This is a genomic window from Bradyrhizobium sp. HKCCYLR20261 (assembly GCF_051168435.1).
Lineage (GTDB): Bacteria > Pseudomonadota > Alphaproteobacteria > Rhizobiales > Xanthobacteraceae > Bradyrhizobium.
The window spans coordinates 1-16,851 of record NZ_JBNPUZ010000029.1 but is presented as its reverse complement, the minus strand read 5'-3'; the positions used below and the strand labels follow the sequence as shown (position 1 = coordinate 16,851).

Here is a 16,851-nt window from a genome sequence, read left to right as displayed (position 1 = left end):
GGCCTTACTGCCCGCCGCCGAAGCGACGGGACCACCAGCCGGCGCGCCGTGGCGCCGTCGGCGTCGTGGTTTCCGGAGCAGCCGGCTCGGTGGTCGCCGGTTCGGATGCCACCTGATCGGTCACCGCTGCGGGTGCGTTGCTCTCGGCAACGTTCACGGCCGAGACGGCGCTGTCCGGCTTGGGCTCGGTGACAAAGCTCACCTTCTCGCGAACGGTGGACCGCCGCGGAGCCTTCTCGGAGTCGGATTTCGGCACGTCAGCTTCCTCAGCCGCCGGCTGCTGCGCAGCCTGAGGCGCGGGTGCTGCGGCGGCAGGTTCGTCGCTCTCGGCGACGACCGGTGCTGCTTCCGCTGCCGTCGCGGGCTCCGCCGGCTCGTCATCATGATGCGGACCGCCATTGCCGTCGAAATCCGCCACAGCCGCTTCCGCTTCCGATGCCGAAGCGGGCGCGAGCTCGTCACCGATCGAGGCGGCGAGCCCTTCTTCCGCGCCACCGCGCCGGCGGCGGCCGCCGCGACGTCCGCGGCGGCGGGGACGCCGCTCGCCGTTCGGCTGGTCCGTCTGTTCGCCCTGCGCAAAGGCGGGCTGCTCCTCGGCTTCGTCGTCCTCGACGTCTGAATCCTCGGTCGGCTGCTCGGAAGCGAGACCCGGTTCGGAGGGCTGCAGTCCGGCGGTGCCCTCGGGCAGCGCCCCTTCGCGAGTCTCGCCGCCGCGGCCACGCCGGCGCCGCCGCCGCTTGCGGCGGGAGCCTTCGCGCTCGCCGTCGCCTCCGCCGTTCTCGGCGGCTTCCTCGGCGAGACCTTCGGTTTCCTCGGTCTCGACCTCGGACTCCGTCTCGACGTCGAACGGCTCCTCGTCGTCAAAGATCTCCTCGGCCACCAGCGGCGGCGCCGAGGCCTGGGCCACGAGCAGCGCCTTAGCCGCCTCGAGCGTGTGCACCTGCTCGCCGCGGTCGATGATGAAGGATTGCTGGCCGCTCACATTCGGATCGGCGATGACGGCGAGCGAGACCTTGAAGCTGTTCTCGAGGTCGCGCAGATGACCACGCTTGTGGTTGAGCACATAGAGCGCCACCTCGGTGCGGGTCCGGACCACGAGGTTGTGAGTCGCGCCCTTCATCAGCGTCTCTTCGAGGCTGCGCAACAGCTGCAGCGCGACCGACGACACCGAGCGGACGTGGCCGGTGCCGCCGCAATGCGCGCACGGCTCGGTCGAGCTTTCCAGCACGCTGGCGCGGATGCGCTGGCGCGACATCTCCAGCAGGCCGAAATGCGAGATGCGGCCGACCTGGATGCGCGCGCGGTCCTGCCGCAGGCAGTCCGACAGCTTGCGCTCGACGGAACGGTTGTTCCGCTTCTCGTCCATGTCGATGAAGTCGATGACGATGAGACCCGCGAGGTCGCGCAGCCGGAGCTGCCGCGCGACTTCCTCGGCGGCCTCCATGTTGGTCTTGAGCGCGGTGTCCTCGATGTGATGCTCGCGCGTGGCGCGGCCGGAGTTGACGTCGATCGAGACCAGCGCCTCGGTCTGATTGAGCACGATGTAGCCGCCCGAGCGCAGCTGCACGGTCGGCGAGAACATCGCGTCGAGCTGGCTTTCGACGCCCATGCGCGAGAACAGCGGCTGGCCGTCACGATACTGCTTCACCGCCCGGACGTTGGTCGGCATCAGCATCTTCATGAAGTCGTGCGCCTCGCGGTAGCCGGCTTCGCCGGCCACCAGGATCTCGTCGATCTCCTTGTTGTAGAGGTCGCGCAGCGAGCGCTTGATCAGCGAGCCTTCCTCGTAGACCAGGGTCGGGGCCTGCGACTTCAAGGTCATGTCGCGGACCGTTTCCCACAGCCGCAGCAGATATTCGAAGTCGCGCTTGATCTCGGGCTTGGTGCGGTTGGCGCCGGCGGTGCGCAGGATGACGCCCATGCCCTCGGGCACGTCGAGATCCTGCACCACTTCCTTCAGGCGCGAGCGGTCCTGCGCCGAGGTGATCTTGCGGCTGATGCCGCCGCCACGCGCGGTGTTGGGCATCAAGACGGCGTAGCGGCCGGCGAGCGACAGGTAGGTCGTCAGCGCCGCGCCCTTGTTGCCGCGCTCTTCCTTGACGACCTGCACCAGCATCACCTGGCGACGCTTGATGACTTCCTGGATCTTGTACTGGCGGCGCGGACGGAAGGTGCGCTCCGGCACCTCCTCGAGCACATCGTCGCCGCCGACGGATTCGACGACCTCTTCCTCGATTTCCTCGCCGTCCTCGTCGTCGTCCTCATGGTCGACGGCCGCCGGCTCGGCGCCATGCTCGTCCGCGGGCACGAGGCCGACGTCGCCGCCGTCATGCTCGGCGACCGGCGCGAGGTCCTCGTCGTGTTCGTGGTGATCGTGCTCGTCATGGTCGTGATCATGGTGGTCATGATCGTGATGATCATGGTCGTGCTCGCCATGATCATGGGTCTCATGGTCGTCCGCCTCAGCCGCCGGGGCGGATTCGGCCGTCTCCGCGACGGGAATTCCCGCGGCCTGAGCGGGCTCCTGACCTGCAACGTCGCCGACGGGCTGTTCGGCAGCCGCGGCGTGTTGCACGTGGTCGTCGTCAGCGCCGACAGCCGGGGGCTGGTCGACGTGATCGTGCGATTCGGCGGCCGGGTGCGCAGCCTCGGCTGCGTCGTGACCCGCGGCCTCAGCGAAGCCATGCGCCTCCGAATGCTCGGCGGCTTCGGCATGCGGCTGATCGGGATGGTCGTCGTGGACGTACCCCTCGTGATCGTGCGTCTCGTTCTCGGCCTCATGGCCTTCCGCGTGCGCGGCGAGGCCGGTCTCCGCGGACTCGACGATCTCGCTCTGCACCCGCTCGCCGCTGCCACGGCGGCGCGAACTGCGATGACGGTTGCGCCGACGGTTGGAGCGGTTCTCGCTCTCTTCCTCGGCTTCGCGATGGGCGCGTTCCTCGGCTTCGATCAGCGCCTGCCGATCGGCGACGGGGATCTGATAGTAGTCGGGATGGATTTCGCTGAAAGCCAGGAAGCCATGGCGATTGCCGCCGTACTCGACGAAGGCGGCCTGCAGCGAAGGCTCGACGCGGGTGACCTTCGCCAGGTAGATGTTGCCCCGGAGTTGCTTGCGCTGGGCAGTTTCGAAATCAAATTCCTCGACGCGGTTGCCGCGGACGACAACCACCCGGGTCTCTTCCGGGTGGGTAGCATCGATCAACATCTTGTTGGGCATATTGGAACTCTTGGAGGCGACGGACGCGGTTGGCCGCGAGCGCGTGGCGCGCTGTCGGATGACGCGACGGTCCACCTGATTCGGGGGTGAGGGGAAGGCCTAAACGCAGCTGGTCGCGCCGTGCCCACCTTGCCGGCGGGGCGATTGGCCGGGCGGGGGTCTGGCCCCGCATCGGCGCGGATCGTCCGCTGGTCTTGGTTGGCATTTCAGTCTGGCGCATCAAGCGTCGGCCCGTCTGGAATATGTGGGCGGCAGCGGGTGCCACCTGTCTCTTGCCGAAGGCCAGATCGCGCCGAGACGCTTGCCCTGGGATCAAATACCCATCCCGGCAGGGATGCGGTATTAGGCTACGCCGTGTCTGACCTTGGCCAAATCTGACCTCGTGCCCGGGCGGTCGTTGCGAGCAGAGCCCTTGGCAGGGACCACTCGTCGGACCGGCTCTCCGCCGTGGCCGCGCGGGAGCGCGCAGGCTTGGTGGAGCGTCGGAAAGTCGCTGGAATCTTCGCTTGAGATCAAAGACCCGATCACGAAGCTTCCGGCGTTTCACCGGGAGGTTGAACGCGACACAACCGGCAGTAAGGAATAGCCTTCAGCCATTCGTACATACGTGGATTGGTCAGGCCGTGCAAGGGAAGCGTCGCGGAACCGCAACAATCGGTGGCCTTTAACGAAAATGACAAAATTAGGCGATTAACCCCTGGGATTGGTTGCGGTAAGACGATCCCGCGGAGGCATTGATTTGGCATCTGGCCGGTCAGACTACCTATCTTTGCTGGGATGCGCGTCGCTCTGCGTCACGCAAATGTTATATGCCGTGCCTTCGCCTGCGCTGGCCCAGAGTGCCGTCGTCGGGCAGGGGGTGCCGGCCATGGCCGGTCCGGGGTTCCCGATCGCGTCAGATGCGAGGGTGGCAGGTGATTCCCGCCAGACCCGCTTCGTGCTCGACCTGGACCGTACGGTTCCCTTCCGGGCGTTTCTGCTCAGCGAGCCCTACCGTGTCGTCGTCGACCTCCCACAGGTCAGCTTTCATCTGCCCACCGGGGCGGGCACGGCGGGACGCGGGCTGGTGAAGGCCTTCCGCTATGGGCTGGTGATGCCCGGCGGGTCGCGAATCGTGTTCGACCTGACAGGGCCTGCCCGAATCGCGAATTCCACGGTCCTGGACGCCGCCAATGGCCAGCCGCCGCGACTGGTCCTGGAGCTCGAGGAGGTCGATGAGGCGACCTTTGCCCGGGCGATCGGGGTCGACAGCCGGATGGCCGCGAAGCCTGCCGAATCGAACACAGCGACCGTGCCTTCGGTCGCCGGCAGCGGCGGCGCTGTGCCGCCCGCGATCCGGCCGCCGGCAACCGCTGTTGGCGCTGCGACGGCGCCTCCGGGCGGACCGCCGGATCCGCGGCCGGTCGTCGTGATCGATCCTGGCCATGGCGGCGTCGACTACGGCACCCAGGGCGGCGAAGTTCCCGAGAAGAACATCGTGCTCGCCTTCGGTCAGGCGTTGCGCGACCGGCTGGAGCGGACCGGCAAGTATCGCGTGGTCATGACCCGCGACGACGATACGTTCATTCCGCTGGGCGACCGGGTGCGGATCGCGCAGAAGCAGTCGGCGGCTTTGTTCGTTTCGATCCATGCCGATGCGCTGCCGCGCGGCGAGGGCAATGCCCAGGGCGCCACGATCTACACGCTCTCGGACAAGGCCTCCGACGTCGAGGCGGAACGGCTGGCGGAAAGCGAGAACCGCGCCGACCAGATCGGGGGCGTCAACCTGACCGAGGAACCGGCCGACGTGGCCGATATCCTGATCGATCTGGCCAGGCGGGAAACACGCACGTTTTCCAACAGGTTCGCCCGCCTGCTCATGAACGACATGAAGACCGCGGTGCACATGCACAAGCGGCCGCTGAAATCGGCCGGTTTCCGCGTGCTCAAGGCGCCGGACGTCCCTTCGGTGCTGGTCGAACTGGGCTATGTCTCCAACAAGGGCGACATGGGGAACCTAGTCTCGGATACGTGGCGGTCGCGCACTGCGGAGGCGATGGCGCGGGCGATCGACGCCTTCCTGGCCAAGCGGGTGGCCACCGTGGGTGGCGAGCGGGCCGACAAGCCAGCGGCGGCGCCGCGCGCAAAGCCCTAGTTTGGCCACAGCAACCGCCGTATAAACGCGCTGCGAGGCACCAGGAATCAGGTGAGGATTCCTTCTCTGCAGACTTGTGATAGGCTTGACCGCTGATGGGCTTGACCGTGCGGTTCTCTGGCATGGATCACGCGGCATTATGGCCGAACCGGGTTGATTTGGCGGCGGCGCCCGGGGGCGCGCCGCATCCGAGCCGAGAGACGAACAAGAGTTAGGACGGATATTTGCCGATGCGCTTTCTGGTGCGATTTCTCGGATTCCTGTTTGCGGCGGGTACCGTTGTTTTCCTGGTCGGTGTGGCGGCGGCAGCCGGCCTGATCTGGCATTTCTCCAAGGATCTGCCCGACTATTCGCAGCTGCAGGATTACGAGCCGCCGGTCATGACCCGCGTGCACGCGGCGGATGGCTCGCTGGTCGGTGAATACGCCAGGGAACGCAGGCTGTATCTGCCGATCCAGGCGGTTCCCAAGCTCGTCATCAATGCCTTCCTGGCCGCCGAAGACAAGAATTTCTACGAGCACGGCGGCATCGACTTCACCGGCATGGCGCGCGCCGCGGTGGTCTACGCCCAGAACTTCGGCTCGAACCGCCGTCCGCAGGGCGCGTCCACGATCACCCAGCAGGTCGCCAAGAACTTCCTTCTGACCAACGAAGTGTCGTTCGCGCGCAAGATCAAGGAAGCGCTGCTGGCGATGCGCATCGAGCGCACCTATTCCAAGGACAAGATCCTCGAACTGTATCTGAACGAGATCTATCTCGGCTCCGGCGCCTATGGCATCGCCGCGGCATCGCTGGTCTATTTCGACAAGTCGGTCAACGAGCTCACGGTGGCCGAGGCGTCCTATCTCGCCGCGCTGCCGAAGATGCCGGGCAGCCTGCATCCGATCCGGAACCGCGACCGCGCCATCGAGCGCCGCAACTATGTCGTCGACCGCCTCCTGGAGAACGGCTGGATCAAGCAGGCCGACGCCGAGAAGGCGCGCAAGGATCCGCTGACGATCGCGACCCGCAACACGGGCGCACACGTCTTCGCCGGTGAATATTTCGCCGAGGAAGTGCGGCGTGACATCTTCGAGCGCTACGGCGAGAAGAAGCTCTACGAAGGTGGCCTCTCGGTCCGCACCACGCTCGATCCCAAGGTCCAGGTGATGGCGCGCAAGGCCATGGTCGCCGGCCTCGTGCGGTATGACCAGGAACAGGGCTATCGCGGTCCTGTGTCCAAGCTCGACATTTCCGGCGACTGGGGGCTTAAGCTCGCCGAGATCAAGTCGCTCTCCGATATTTCGCCCTGGCGGATGGCCGTGGTGCTCGAGACCAGCGACCAGTCCGCCCGCATTGGTTTCCAGCCGCCGCGCGAGCTCGGCGGCGCCGTCAGCAAGGAACGCCAGACCGGCCTGATCACGCTCGATGGCGTGAAGTGGGCGCGCGCGGCGACCGGCAACGGTCGTGGCAAGGTGCCGACGTCCGTCGCGCAGGTTCTGCAGCCCGGCGACGTCATCTACGCCGATCCGCTGTTCAAGGAAGGCAACCCGGTCGAAGGCCAGTACCGCCTCGAGCAGTTGCCGGAAGTCTCCGGCGCGATGGTCGCGATGGACCCGAACACCGGTCGCGTGCTCGCGATGGTCGGCGGCTTCTCGTTCGACCAGAGCCAGTTCAACCGCGCGACGCAGGCCTACCGGCAACCTGGATCGTCGTTCAAGCCGATCGTCTATTCGTCGGCGCTCGACAATGGCTACACGCCGTCGACGCAGGTCGTCGATGCTCCGATCGAGATCGACCAGGGGCAGGGCGGTCAGGTCTGGCGCCCGGACAACTTCTCCAACGGCAAGTATCTGGGACCGACGACTCTGCGCAACGCGCTGAGGCTGTCGCTGAACACGGTGACGGTGCGGCTGGCGCAGGACGTCGGCATGCCCCTGATCTCGGAATATGCACGCCGGTTCGGCGTCTACGACGAGCTGCCGAACTATCTCTCCTACGCCCTCGGCGCGGGTGAGACCACGGCGATGCGCATGGTCACGGCCTATTCGATGATCGCCAATGGCGGCCGCCGGGTGAAGCCGACCTTGATCGACCGCATCCAGGACCGCTACGGCCACACCATCTTCAAGCATGACGCCCGCGAGTGCCGCGGCTGCGACGCCCCGGACGGCTGGAAGAACCAGAGCGAGCCGCAACTGGTCGACCGCCGCGAGCAGGTGCTGGACACGATGACGGCCTACCAGATCACCTCGATGCTCGAGGGCGTGGTTCAGGCCGGTACGGCCACCGTGCTCAAGGAGGTCGGCAAGCCGATCGCCGGCAAGACCGGCACCACCAACGAGGCCAAGGACGCCTGGTTCGTCGGCTTCTCGCCGGACCTCGCGGTCGCGATCTACATGGGCTACGACAAGCCGCGTCCGCTCGGCAAAGGCAACGCTGCGACCGGCGGCCATCTCGCAGCTCCGATCGCCAAGGACTTCATGAAGCTCGCGCTGGCCGACAAGCCGGCCACCCCGTTCAAGATCCCGGCCGGCATCAAGCTGGTCCGTGTCGATGCCAAGACCGGCATGCGCGCGAGCCCCGGCGACGGCGGCCGGACGATCATGGAGGCGTTCAAGCCGGGCACGGCGCCGCCGGACAACTACTCGGTCATCGGCGTCGCCGATGCCGACGGTCGCGTGATGCCGTCGCAGAGCGGCGGGCAGCCGGATGCCGGCAGCTTCATTATCCGTCCAGGCACGGGCAGCCTGTACTGAGCGCGTTGAAACTGGTGCCGACGCGGTGCATCGCGATTGCGCTTTGCACCGCGCGCCGCTACATCCCCCATCAGACCTGATCGCCGCGGCCGTTTCGGCCGGGGCCTGAAGAGAGCGACATGCGCGCCGAAATCGAAAAAATCGTAGAAGAGATAAAGCAGTCGGTCGGGCTGCTGAGGAGGCATCTTTGACGTCGAAACATCGACGGCAAGGCTGGCCGAGCTGAACAAGCTCGCCGAAGATCCCAATCTCTGGAACGATCCCCAAAAAGCTCAGCGGTTGATGCAGGAGCGGACCTCTCTGGAGGATTCGCTGACCGGCATCGGCAAGGTCGAACGTGAGCTCAGCGACAACATCGAGATGATCGAGCTCGGCGAAGCCGAGAACGATTCCGGGGTGGTCACCGAGGCCGAGAACGCGCTCAAGGAGCTGAAGAAGGAGGTCGCGCGCCGCGAGCTCGAGGCGCTGCTGTCCGGCGAGGCCGACAAGTTCGACACCTATCTTGAAGTGCATGCCGGCGCCGGAGGCACCGAGAGCCAGGACTGGGCTCAGATGCTGCTGCGCATGTATGTGCGCTGGGCTGAGACCCACGGCTTCAAGGTCGAGTATCTCGAAGAGTCCTTGGGTGAAGAGGCCGGCATCAAGTCGGCCACGATCCAGATCTCCGGCCACAACGCCTATGGCTGGCTGAAGACGGAAGCGGGCGTGCATCGCCTGGTCCGCATCTCGCCGTTCGATTCGAATGCGCGCCGGCACACCTCGTTCTCGTCGGTGCAGATCTTCCCGGTCATCGACGACTCGATAAAGATCGACATCAAGGAGTCCGACGTCCGCGTCGACACGATGCGGTCCGGCGGCGCCGGCGGTCAGCACGTCAACAAGACCGAATCGGCGGTGCGTCTGACGCACATCCCGACCGGCGTCGCGGTGGTCTGCCAGGCCGGCCGCTCGCAGCACAAGAACCGCGCCCAGGCCTGGGACATGCTGCGTGCCCGCCTGTACGAAATCGAGCTGAAGAAGCGCGAGGAGAAGGCGGCGGCGGACCAGGCCGCCAAGACCGAGATCGGCTGGGGCCACCAGATCCGCTCCTACGTGCTGCAGCCGTATCAGATGGTGAAGGACCTGCGCACGGGCGTGCAGACCTCCGACACGTCCGGCGTGCTCAACGGCGACCTCGACGAGTTCATGGCCGCGACCCTGGCGCAGCGTGCCTTCGGCACGTCGCCGGGCGCCGTCATCGACGACGTGGATTAGCCGGTGGCGCGCGTCGCGTTCATCGGGCTGGGGCGGATGGGCCATGGCATGGCCGGCCGTTATCTCGATGCCGGCTATTCGGTGGCGGTCTGGAATCGCAACCAGGCCAAGGCCGAGGATTTGATCGCGCGCGGCGCGCGCTGGTCGACCTCGCCGGCGGATGCCGCGATCGACGCCGATGCCGTCGTCACCATGGTCGCCGATGATGACGCCTCGCGTTCGGTGTGGCTCGGGCCCGATGGTGCCGCGGCCACGATGCGGGTCGGCACCATCGCGATCGAATGCTCGACCGTCTCGCGCGACCATGCGCTGCGGCTGTCGCGCGAGCTGAATGCCCGCGGTGTCACCTATCTCGATTGTCCGGTGACGGGTCTTCCCGACGCCGCCGCGAGCGGCAAGCTCACGCTGCTGGTCGGCGCCGATCCCGCCGATCTGGATCGCGCGCGGCCCTATCTGACGCCGATCGGTTCGACCATCCGCCATTTCGGTCCCGTCGGTGCCGGGACCGTCTACAAGCTGATCAACAACCTGCTCGGCGCGATGCAGATCGCGGGACTGGCCGAGGGGATTGCGATCGCCGAGCAGGCCGGGCTCGACATGAACCTTGTCCTCGAGGCGATCCAGAGCGGCGTGGCAGCGAGCCCGCAGGTGCTGCGTCATGCCCCGCGGATGATCGCGCGCGACTTCGCCAATGCCAGCTTCACGGCGGCGCTCCGCCACAAGGATGCGGCCTATGCCTTGCGGCTCGCCGAAGAGCTGCTCGGCGCCCGTCCCGTGATGGCGCAGGCGGCCGTCGATGCCTATGCGCAGGCCAAGGCAGCGATGCCCGACGAGGACGAAGGCCGCATGATCGAGCTGGTCTCGCGGCCAAAGGGCTGATTTGGGCTGCGAGCCGTTGCATCGACGGAAAGCGGGTGGACAGTTTTCGGCGGCCGCTGCAACGATCAGGCAATATTCCAACAGCGGCGGGCGGTGATGGCAGTTCCCAACGACAGGATGGACCCGCGCGACTGGTCGCTGCTCGGCCTGCTGTCGCTGCTGTGGAGCGGCTCGTTCATCTTCAATGGCCTCGCCCTGAAGGAGCTGCCGCCGCTGACGCTCGTGCTGCTGCGCATCGCGCTGGCGGCCGCGATCCTGCTGCCGGTCTCGCGGCTGAGCGGGATCGGCATGCCCAGGGGGATCGGTGGCTGGCGGCCTTATTTTGCTGTCGCGCTGTTCAACAATGTTGTGCCGTTCTGTTTGATCGTGATCGGCCAGACCTACATCACGTCGGGTCTTGCCGCGGTTCTCAACGCCACCACGCCGCTGTTCACGATCGCGGTGATGGCTGCGGCGGGAGAGGAAAGCCTCTCGGCGCGCCGTGTCGCCGGTTTGATCGTGGGCCTCGCCGGCGTCGTGATCCTGCGGGGCGGGTCGGACATGGATGCCGGCTATGGCATTCTGTTCGGTCTCGGCGCATCGCTCAGCTACGGCATCGCCGCCCTGCTGGTGCGGCGTCACCTCGCCAACTCGCCGCCGCTTGCGACCGCGACCTTCCAACTGTCCGCGTCGAGCGTGATGATGCTCGTGATCGCGGGGATCGTCGACCAGCCCTGGCAGCTGCCGATGCCCGGATTGCAGACCTGGCTTTCGATCTGCGCCCTCGCGGCGCTGTCGACGGCGTTTGCCTACATCGTCTTCTTCCAGGTCCTGCGCCGTTCCGGTGCGACCAATGTGACCCTGGTGACGCTCATGATCCCGCTGACCACCATCCTCCTCGGATATCTCGTGCTCGCGGAGTCCATTGCCTTGCGGGAGATCCTCGGCGCGCTGGTGATCGGGAGCGCGCTGCTGGTGATCGACGGACGCATCTTCAACGTTCTGCGCGTCGCGCCGCGCGCGTCCTGACACTTCCCTGTGCAAGTCGTCACGCGGTCGCATCGATCGCGGCGTCCTACTTCGTGCCGAACATCCGGTCTCCCGCGTCGCCGAGGCCCGGCACGATATAGGCGTGGTCGTTGAGCTTCTCGTCGATCGCCGCGGTCCAGATCGGGATGTCCGGGTGCTCCTTTTCGAACTGCGCGATGCCCTCCGGCGCGGCGAGCAGGCAGACGAAGCGGATGTCGCGGGCGCCGCGCGCCTTCAAAAGCTCGGCCGCGGCGCAGGCTGAATTGCCGGTGGCGAGCATCGGGTCCATCAGGATCACGGTGCGGTCGGTCAGGTCCTGCGGCGCCTTGAAGTAGTACTCCACGGCCTGCAGCGTGTTGGGATCGCGGTACAGCCCGATATGGGCGATGCGCGCCGATGGCATCAAGGCCAGCATGCCGTCGAGGAAGCCGACGCCGGCGCGCAGGATCGGTGCGAGCGTCAGCTTCTTGCCGGCGATCTTCGGCGCCTTCATCGCCGCGATCGGGGTCTCGATGTCGACGAGCTCGAGCGGCAGATCGCGCGTGACCTCGTAGGCCAGCAGCATGCCGATCTCGTTCAACAGCTCGCGAAACCCCTTGGTCGAGCGGTCGCGCTCGCGCATCAGCGAGAGCTTGTGCTGTACCAGCGGGTGATCGACGACGTGAACGTTGGAATTGGCCATGATGTGGGTCTAACGGGCTCGGAGGTGGGGGAGGTGGGGAGCGAAGCTGTCAGCGCGTCTCACGGCAGCACCTCGCGACGGTCGGCCAGCATCGCTTCGGCCTGGCTTCGACGCTCGGACAACAGGCCCGCGCTGGAATCCTGGATCAGATTGAGCAGCACCTGCGCATCGCTGAGCCGCGGCACGGTCACGTAGTCGGCGCCGGCATTGTAGAGGTCGTTGACGTCGGCGAGCAGGTCCGCGGTGGCCACGATCTTGGCCTTGGCATTGATGCTGCGGACGTGCCGCACCAGCTTCTCGTTGTTGGCGCCCTTGAGCAGAGAATCCGGGATGCTCAGAATGATCAGCTCGGCCTGACCGACGCCGGCATGGACCAGCGTGTCGACATTGCTGATGTCGCCATAGGTCACCTGGATGCCGCGGTCGGACAGCGTGCGGAACACCACAGGATTGAAATCGACCACGCCGATCTGCTCCAAGAGCGCCGGCTGGTTGCGCTCGATCTCGCTGAGCAGGGCGCTGGCCGTGCGGAAGAAGCCGAGCAGCACGATCGGACGGCCCGCGCCGTGCCCGCCGCCTTCATGGCCTGCCTCACCCTCCCTGCTGTCGTCGAGATCGTTCAATCCGACCCGCTTCAACAGCGGGATGGTCCGCCGCGCAATCGGGTCGGAGCGGACGATGACGAAGGTCGAGAGCACCGCCAGCAGCACGAAGGCGAAGGAGGCCGCGCTCGATGTGCCCGGCTTGAGATGGCCGGCGGCGGCGCCGGTCTGGATGATGACCAGCGAGAACTCGCTGATCTGGGCGAGGTTGAGCGCGGGCAGCAGGCTCGCGCGCAGGCCCTGCCGCATCATGTAGAGCGGCGTAAAGGTGGTCAGCAGCCGGCTGGCCACGGTGAACCCCGCGATGACAAGCGCCAGCCCGACCACCGACATCGTAGGGATCGGGATGGTCATGCCGAGCGCGACGAAGAACAGCGTGATGAAGAAATCCCGCAGGGTGGTGATCTTGGCGGTGACGTCGAGCGCATAGGGAAAGGTCGACAGCGAGACGCCGGCGATCAGCGAGCCCATCTCGCGCGACAAATGCAGCCGCTCGGCGATCTCGCCGATCAGGAAGCACCAGGCGAGCGCGCCGAGCAGGATCAGCTCGGGGGTGCGGGCGATGCGGTGGAACAGCGGCGGCAGCACGTAGCGGCTGAGCAGCAGCGCGATCGCGACCAGCGCGCCGGCGCGGGCGAAGGACAGCAGGATCACGCTGACATGGAGATCGTCGAGGCTCGGCTGCACCGCCAGGAACAGGATTGCGAACACGTCCTGCAGGACCAGCACGCCGAGCGTGATGCGGCCGGGCAGGGTGTCGAGCTCCCGCTTCTCGTACAGCACCTTGACGATGATGACGGTCGAGGACAGCGCGCAGGCGACGCACAGATACAGCGCGTCGTAGCTCTCGGCGCCCATTCGCATGCCGATGGCGACGAAGAACAGGATGCCGAGCGCGGCGCCGCCGAGCAGCTGGACGCCGCCGGCGATCAGGATCACCGGGCCGGCGCGGATGATCTTCTTCAGGTCGATCTCGAGCCCGATCATGAACAGCATGAAGATCAGGCCGAGCTCGGAGATCACCGAGATCGATTCCTGGGACTTGACCCAGCCGGTGCCGAAGGGGCCAATGGCGAAGCCCGCGACCAGATATGCGAGAATCGAGGGCTGGCGCCAGTAATGCGCCGCCAGTCCAAGCACCCACGCAAACAGGATGCAGAGCGTGATGTCGCCGATCAGTTCATGCATGAAGCAACCCCCAAGGTGGCAACTTATGTCGCACCGCCGCGCAAGGAAACCCGCAATCTGTCACATCTTGACTGCGGTCCTCGCGCTGGGGCTCGCCGGCACCGCCGTGATGAGCGCGGCCCGGGCCGCCGACGCCATCACCACGACCTTCGCGGCCTCGCTGACCGCGGTTCCGGCGGATGCGGCGACCGTCACCGGCGCGGTCTATGTTCCCGTCTATTCCAGCGTTGCGATGACCCCCGGCAAGATCCAGGCGGATTTCTCGGTCACCCTGAGCGTCCACAACGCCTCCGAGCAGCGGCCGCTGATTCTCCGGCGCATCAACTACTATGACACGGCCGGCAAACTGGTTCAGGCGCATCTGACCGAGCCGGTGGCGCTGAAGCCGTTCGCGACCATCGAGGTCTTCGTGCCGACCAAGGACACCCGCGGCGGCACCGGCGCCAATTTCGTCATCGACTGGGCGGCGACCGGCGAGATCGCCGAGCCGGTGGTCGAGGCGCTGATGGTCGGCGGCATCGGCGCCGGCCACTACGCGTTCATCAGCCAGGGCCGCCCGATCCGGCAGATCGGGCGGTGAGAGAAGCGGCTCAGGCCGCGCGAACGTTGCTGAGGAACCTGTTGACCTCCTGCCGCAGCCGGTCGCTCTCGTGCGACAGCGACTGTGCCGCCGACAGCACGTTGCCCGAGGCGGTGCCGGTCTGAGAGGCGCCGCGCTGGACGTCGACGATGTTGGTGTTGACCTCGGAGGTGCCGCGCGATGCTTCCTGGATGTTCCGCGAGATCTCCTGCGTGGCCGCGCCCTGCTGCTCGACAGCGGCGGAGATCGTCGAGGAGATTTCCGACAGCCGCTCGATCGTCGTGCTGATCTCCTTGATCGCGGTCACCGATTCCTGGGTCGCCGATTGGATACCCGAGATCTGCTGGGCGATCTCACCGGTGGCCTTCGAGGTCTGCTCGGCGAGTGCCTTGACCTCGGATGCGACCACGGCGAAGCCGCGGCCCGCATCGCCGGCGCGCGCCGCCTCGATCGTCGCGTTCAACGCCAGCAGGTTGGTCTGGCCTGCGATGGTGTTGATGAGCTCGACGACGTCGCCGATCCGCGCGGCCGCCTTCGACAGCTCGTTGACCCGCTCGTTGGTGGTGCGAGCCTGCTCGACGGCCCCGTTGGCAATGCGCGCCGATTCCAGAACCTGGCGGCTGATCTCGTTGACCGACGAGGTCAGCTCCTCCGTGGCCGAGGCGACGGACTGGACGTTGGTCGAGGCCTGCTCGGATGCAGCCGCCACGGTGGTGGCCAGCTCCTGGGAGCGGGAGGCGGTCGAGGACAGCGTGCCGGCGGAGGTCTCGAGCTGCGACGACGCCGACGACACGGTTTCCACAATGCCGCCGATGGCGCCTTCGAACTCGCTGGCGAGCTTGTCCATGCCGGCTTTGCGCTTGACCTCGGCCGAGCGCTGCACCGCCTTCACTTCCTCGCTGTTGAAGCGGACGATTGACTGCACCGTCTGCAGATTGCGCAGCGCTTCACCGACCTCGTCGTCGCGCTCGACCGGAATGCGGTTGTCGAGCTTGCCCTGGGTGATGTTCTGCATCGCATCGTTGAGAACCCTGACCGGGCGAAGCACTGCGCGGATGGTCTGCGCGCTGAACAGCACGCCGAGACCGATTCCGGCGATGATCAGTGCCGCGACCAGCGAGAGCACGACGTAGTACTGGTGTTCGGCGTCCTCATACAAGGCCTTTGCTTCCTTGATCTGGATGGCGACCAGCTTGTCGAGATCGTGTTTCGCGGCCTCGAACAGGTCGTGCCCTCTGGTCGCGATGTGCTGGCTCGCCTCGTCGAATTTGCGCTGCTGAAGCAGGGCAAGCGCGGGCTTGATGCCTTCCTCGAGATACGTCTTGCGCTTGGCGGCATAGGCATCCGCGGCGGCCTTTTCCTCAGGCGTCAGCTCGGTTGCCATATAGTCGGCCCAGAGCTTGGAAATGCGGGCGCTGTTCTGGTCGATCAGGGGGCCGATTCCGTCGATGGGTTTCCCGGCCTTTCCGTTCGCTGCCGCGGATTGTTGCGACGACATGTTCTGCAGATTGCGGTCGTTGATCTCGAACAACTGCACCAGCGGCAAGGCGCGGTCCTCGTACATCGACTTCAAGCCGGCGTTGCTGGTGCGAATGGACACCAGGCCGGCGGTGCCAATGATCAGCATGAAGATACCAAGCACTGCGGCCAGTGTCGTCAGTCTAGCCCTCACGGTGCCCGTAAACAACGACAGCATGTCGAAAACCGAGCGGCGACGGATGACGCCGGCGCTGATCGTGTAGTCCTGCGCCTTGTTCTCGTTGAGCAAGCCGTAGACCTTCTCGGCTTCGGCACGCTGATCGGCAGGAAGCTTGGTACGGATCGAGGTATAGCCGGTGATCTGGCCGTTTTCGCGAATCGCGGATGCGGTCGCCAATACCCAATAGTAGTCGCCATTCTTGCGGCGGTTCTTGACCGCGCCGGCCCACGGCTTACCCTGCTTCAGCGTATCCCATAGATTGGCGAATGCCGCCGGCGGCATGTCGGGATGACGGATGATGTTGTGCGGCTGGCCCATCAGCTCGTCGGGCGTGAAGCCTGCGGCATCGACAAACTGGTCGTTGAAGTAGGTCAGCCTCCCCTTGAGATCAGTGCGCGAGACGATGAGTGTCTCATCGGTGATGGGATACTCATTCTGTGTGATCGGAAGGTTCTTGCGCACGGATATGATCTCCAGGTGCTGTGCGTATTCGTGGATTTGAGTTCCAAATCGCAGCGGGCAAGGAGGCACGCGATCGTTAAATGATGCGTAAAATGTCATCCACGTAAGATCACGGTAGGGGGCGTGGTGTACTTCAAAACTGGCATGCATGACGCAGAATGCCTCGCGACGCGGCAACGTCCGAGTTGTGGTCGTCGGCCCTCCAGAACGAGGGCGCGGGGAATGCCGGGTGAAGGCCTCACCCATGGCCCGCCTGCAAACAAGAAAGCAGGCGGCAGTCACCACAGGTTCAGCCGGTTCGACCCGGCATTCCCCGCACGATGGTTTTACGGGTAGAGTCGAGGAAGGGCGCGGTGGCTTGGGCCATGCGGCAACGCCCCGTTTCCCTTCCCCGCTCATCGAACCGGA

General features: G+C 65.9%; 10 protein-coding genes. 6 read left to right on the top strand and 4 right to left on the bottom strand.

What is annotated here, in order from left to right; genetic code table 11:
- Positions 1-4 precede the first annotated feature (4 nt).
- Positions 5-3,217, bottom strand: a complete 3,213-nt coding sequence (locus tag ACQR1L_RS34035; RefSeq protein WP_434862276.1) for an Rne/Rng family ribonuclease — start codon at positions 3,215-3,217, stop codon at positions 5-7.
- Positions 3,218-4,019: 802 nt separating this feature from the next.
- Between ACQR1L_RS34035 and ACQR1L_RS34030 the strand changes: the two genes are divergently transcribed.
- From ACQR1L_RS34030 to ACQR1L_RS34010, 5 genes are all read left to right on the top strand, one after another.
- Positions 4,020-5,351, top strand: a complete 1,332-nt coding sequence (locus ACQR1L_RS34030; protein WP_434862275.1) for an N-acetylmuramoyl-L-alanine amidase — start codon at positions 4,020-4,022, stop codon at positions 5,349-5,351.
- A gap of 230 nt (positions 5,352-5,581) precedes the next feature.
- The gene (locus ACQR1L_RS34025; RefSeq protein ID WP_434862274.1) at positions 5,582-8,089 is read left to right on the top strand and encodes a penicillin-binding protein 1A; all 2,508 of its coding nucleotides are present in this window, start codon (positions 5,582-5,584) and stop codon (positions 8,087-8,089) included.
- 119 nt (positions 8,090-8,208) lie between these two features.
- Positions 8,209-9,343, top strand: a protein-coding gene (gene prfB, locus ACQR1L_RS34020; protein ID WP_434862273.1) for a peptide chain release factor 2 whose coding sequence is annotated in 2 segments (ribosomal slippage) — positions 8,209-8,277 and positions 8,279-9,343 — 1,134 coding nt in all. Because the reading frame shifts where the segments join, the coding sequence is not laid out codon by codon here.
- 3 nt (positions 9,344-9,346) lie between these two features.
- Entirely contained in the window at positions 9,347-10,222 is an 876-nt protein-coding gene (locus ACQR1L_RS34015; RefSeq protein ID WP_434862272.1) for an NAD(P)-dependent oxidoreductase, read from the top strand.
- 96 nt (positions 10,223-10,318) lie between these two features.
- On the top strand, positions 10,319-11,230 hold the full coding sequence (locus ACQR1L_RS34010) for a DMT family transporter (protein ID WP_434862271.1): 912 nt from the start codon (positions 10,319-10,321) through the stop codon (positions 11,228-11,230).
- Positions 11,231-11,276: 46 nt separating this feature from the next.
- On the opposite strand, the gene upp is transcribed toward ACQR1L_RS34010, so the two are convergent.
- Both upp and ACQR1L_RS34000 read right to left on the bottom strand, forming a co-directional pair.
- Positions 11,277-11,912, bottom strand: coding sequence for a uracil phosphoribosyltransferase (gene upp, locus ACQR1L_RS34005; RefSeq protein WP_434862270.1), 636 nt, complete (start codon positions 11,910-11,912; stop codon positions 11,277-11,279).
- 59 nt (positions 11,913-11,971) lie between these two features.
- The gene (locus tag ACQR1L_RS34000; protein ID WP_434862269.1) at positions 11,972-13,702 is read right to left on the bottom strand and encodes a cation:proton antiporter; all 1,731 of its coding nucleotides are present in this window, start codon (positions 13,700-13,702) and stop codon (positions 11,972-11,974) included.
- A gap of 25 nt (positions 13,703-13,727) precedes the next feature.
- Between ACQR1L_RS34000 and ACQR1L_RS33995 the strand changes: the two genes are divergently transcribed.
- Positions 13,728-14,282, top strand: coding sequence for a DUF3124 domain-containing protein (locus tag ACQR1L_RS33995; protein ID WP_434862268.1), 555 nt, complete (start codon positions 13,728-13,730; stop codon positions 14,280-14,282).
- 10 nt (positions 14,283-14,292) lie between these two features.
- Here the strand turns inward: ACQR1L_RS33995 and ACQR1L_RS33990 are convergent, their stop codons facing one another.
- Entirely contained in the window at positions 14,293-16,443 is a 2,151-nt protein-coding gene (locus ACQR1L_RS33990; protein ID WP_434862306.1) for a methyl-accepting chemotaxis protein, read from the bottom strand.
- Positions 16,444-16,851: the final 408 nt, after the last annotated feature.

Excerpts from the sequence above, each read along its gene's own strand:
- ACQR1L_RS34035 (WP_434862276.1), bottom strand. The coding sequence starts at position 3,217 with ATGCCCAACAAGATGTTGATCGATGCTACCCACCCGGAAGAGACCCGG.
- ACQR1L_RS34030 (WP_434862275.1), top strand. The coding sequence starts at position 4,020 with ATGTTATATGCCGTGCCTTCGCCTGCGCTGGCCCAGAGTGCCGTCGTC.
- ACQR1L_RS34025 (WP_434862274.1), top strand. The coding sequence starts at position 5,582 with ATGCGCTTTCTGGTGCGATTTCTCGGATTCCTGTTTGCGGCGGGTACC.
- ACQR1L_RS34010 (WP_434862271.1), top strand. The coding sequence starts at position 10,319 with ATGGCAGTTCCCAACGACAGGATGGACCCGCGCGACTGGTCGCTGCTC.
- upp (WP_434862270.1), bottom strand. The coding sequence starts at position 11,912 with ATGGCCAATTCCAACGTTCACGTCGTCGATCACCCGCTGGTACAGCAC.
- ACQR1L_RS34000 (WP_434862269.1), bottom strand. The coding sequence starts at position 13,702 with ATGCATGAACTGATCGGCGACATCACGCTCTGCATCCTGTTTGCGTGG.
- ACQR1L_RS33995 (WP_434862268.1), top strand. The coding sequence starts at position 13,728 with ATGTCGCACCGCCGCGCAAGGAAACCCGCAATCTGTCACATCTTGACT.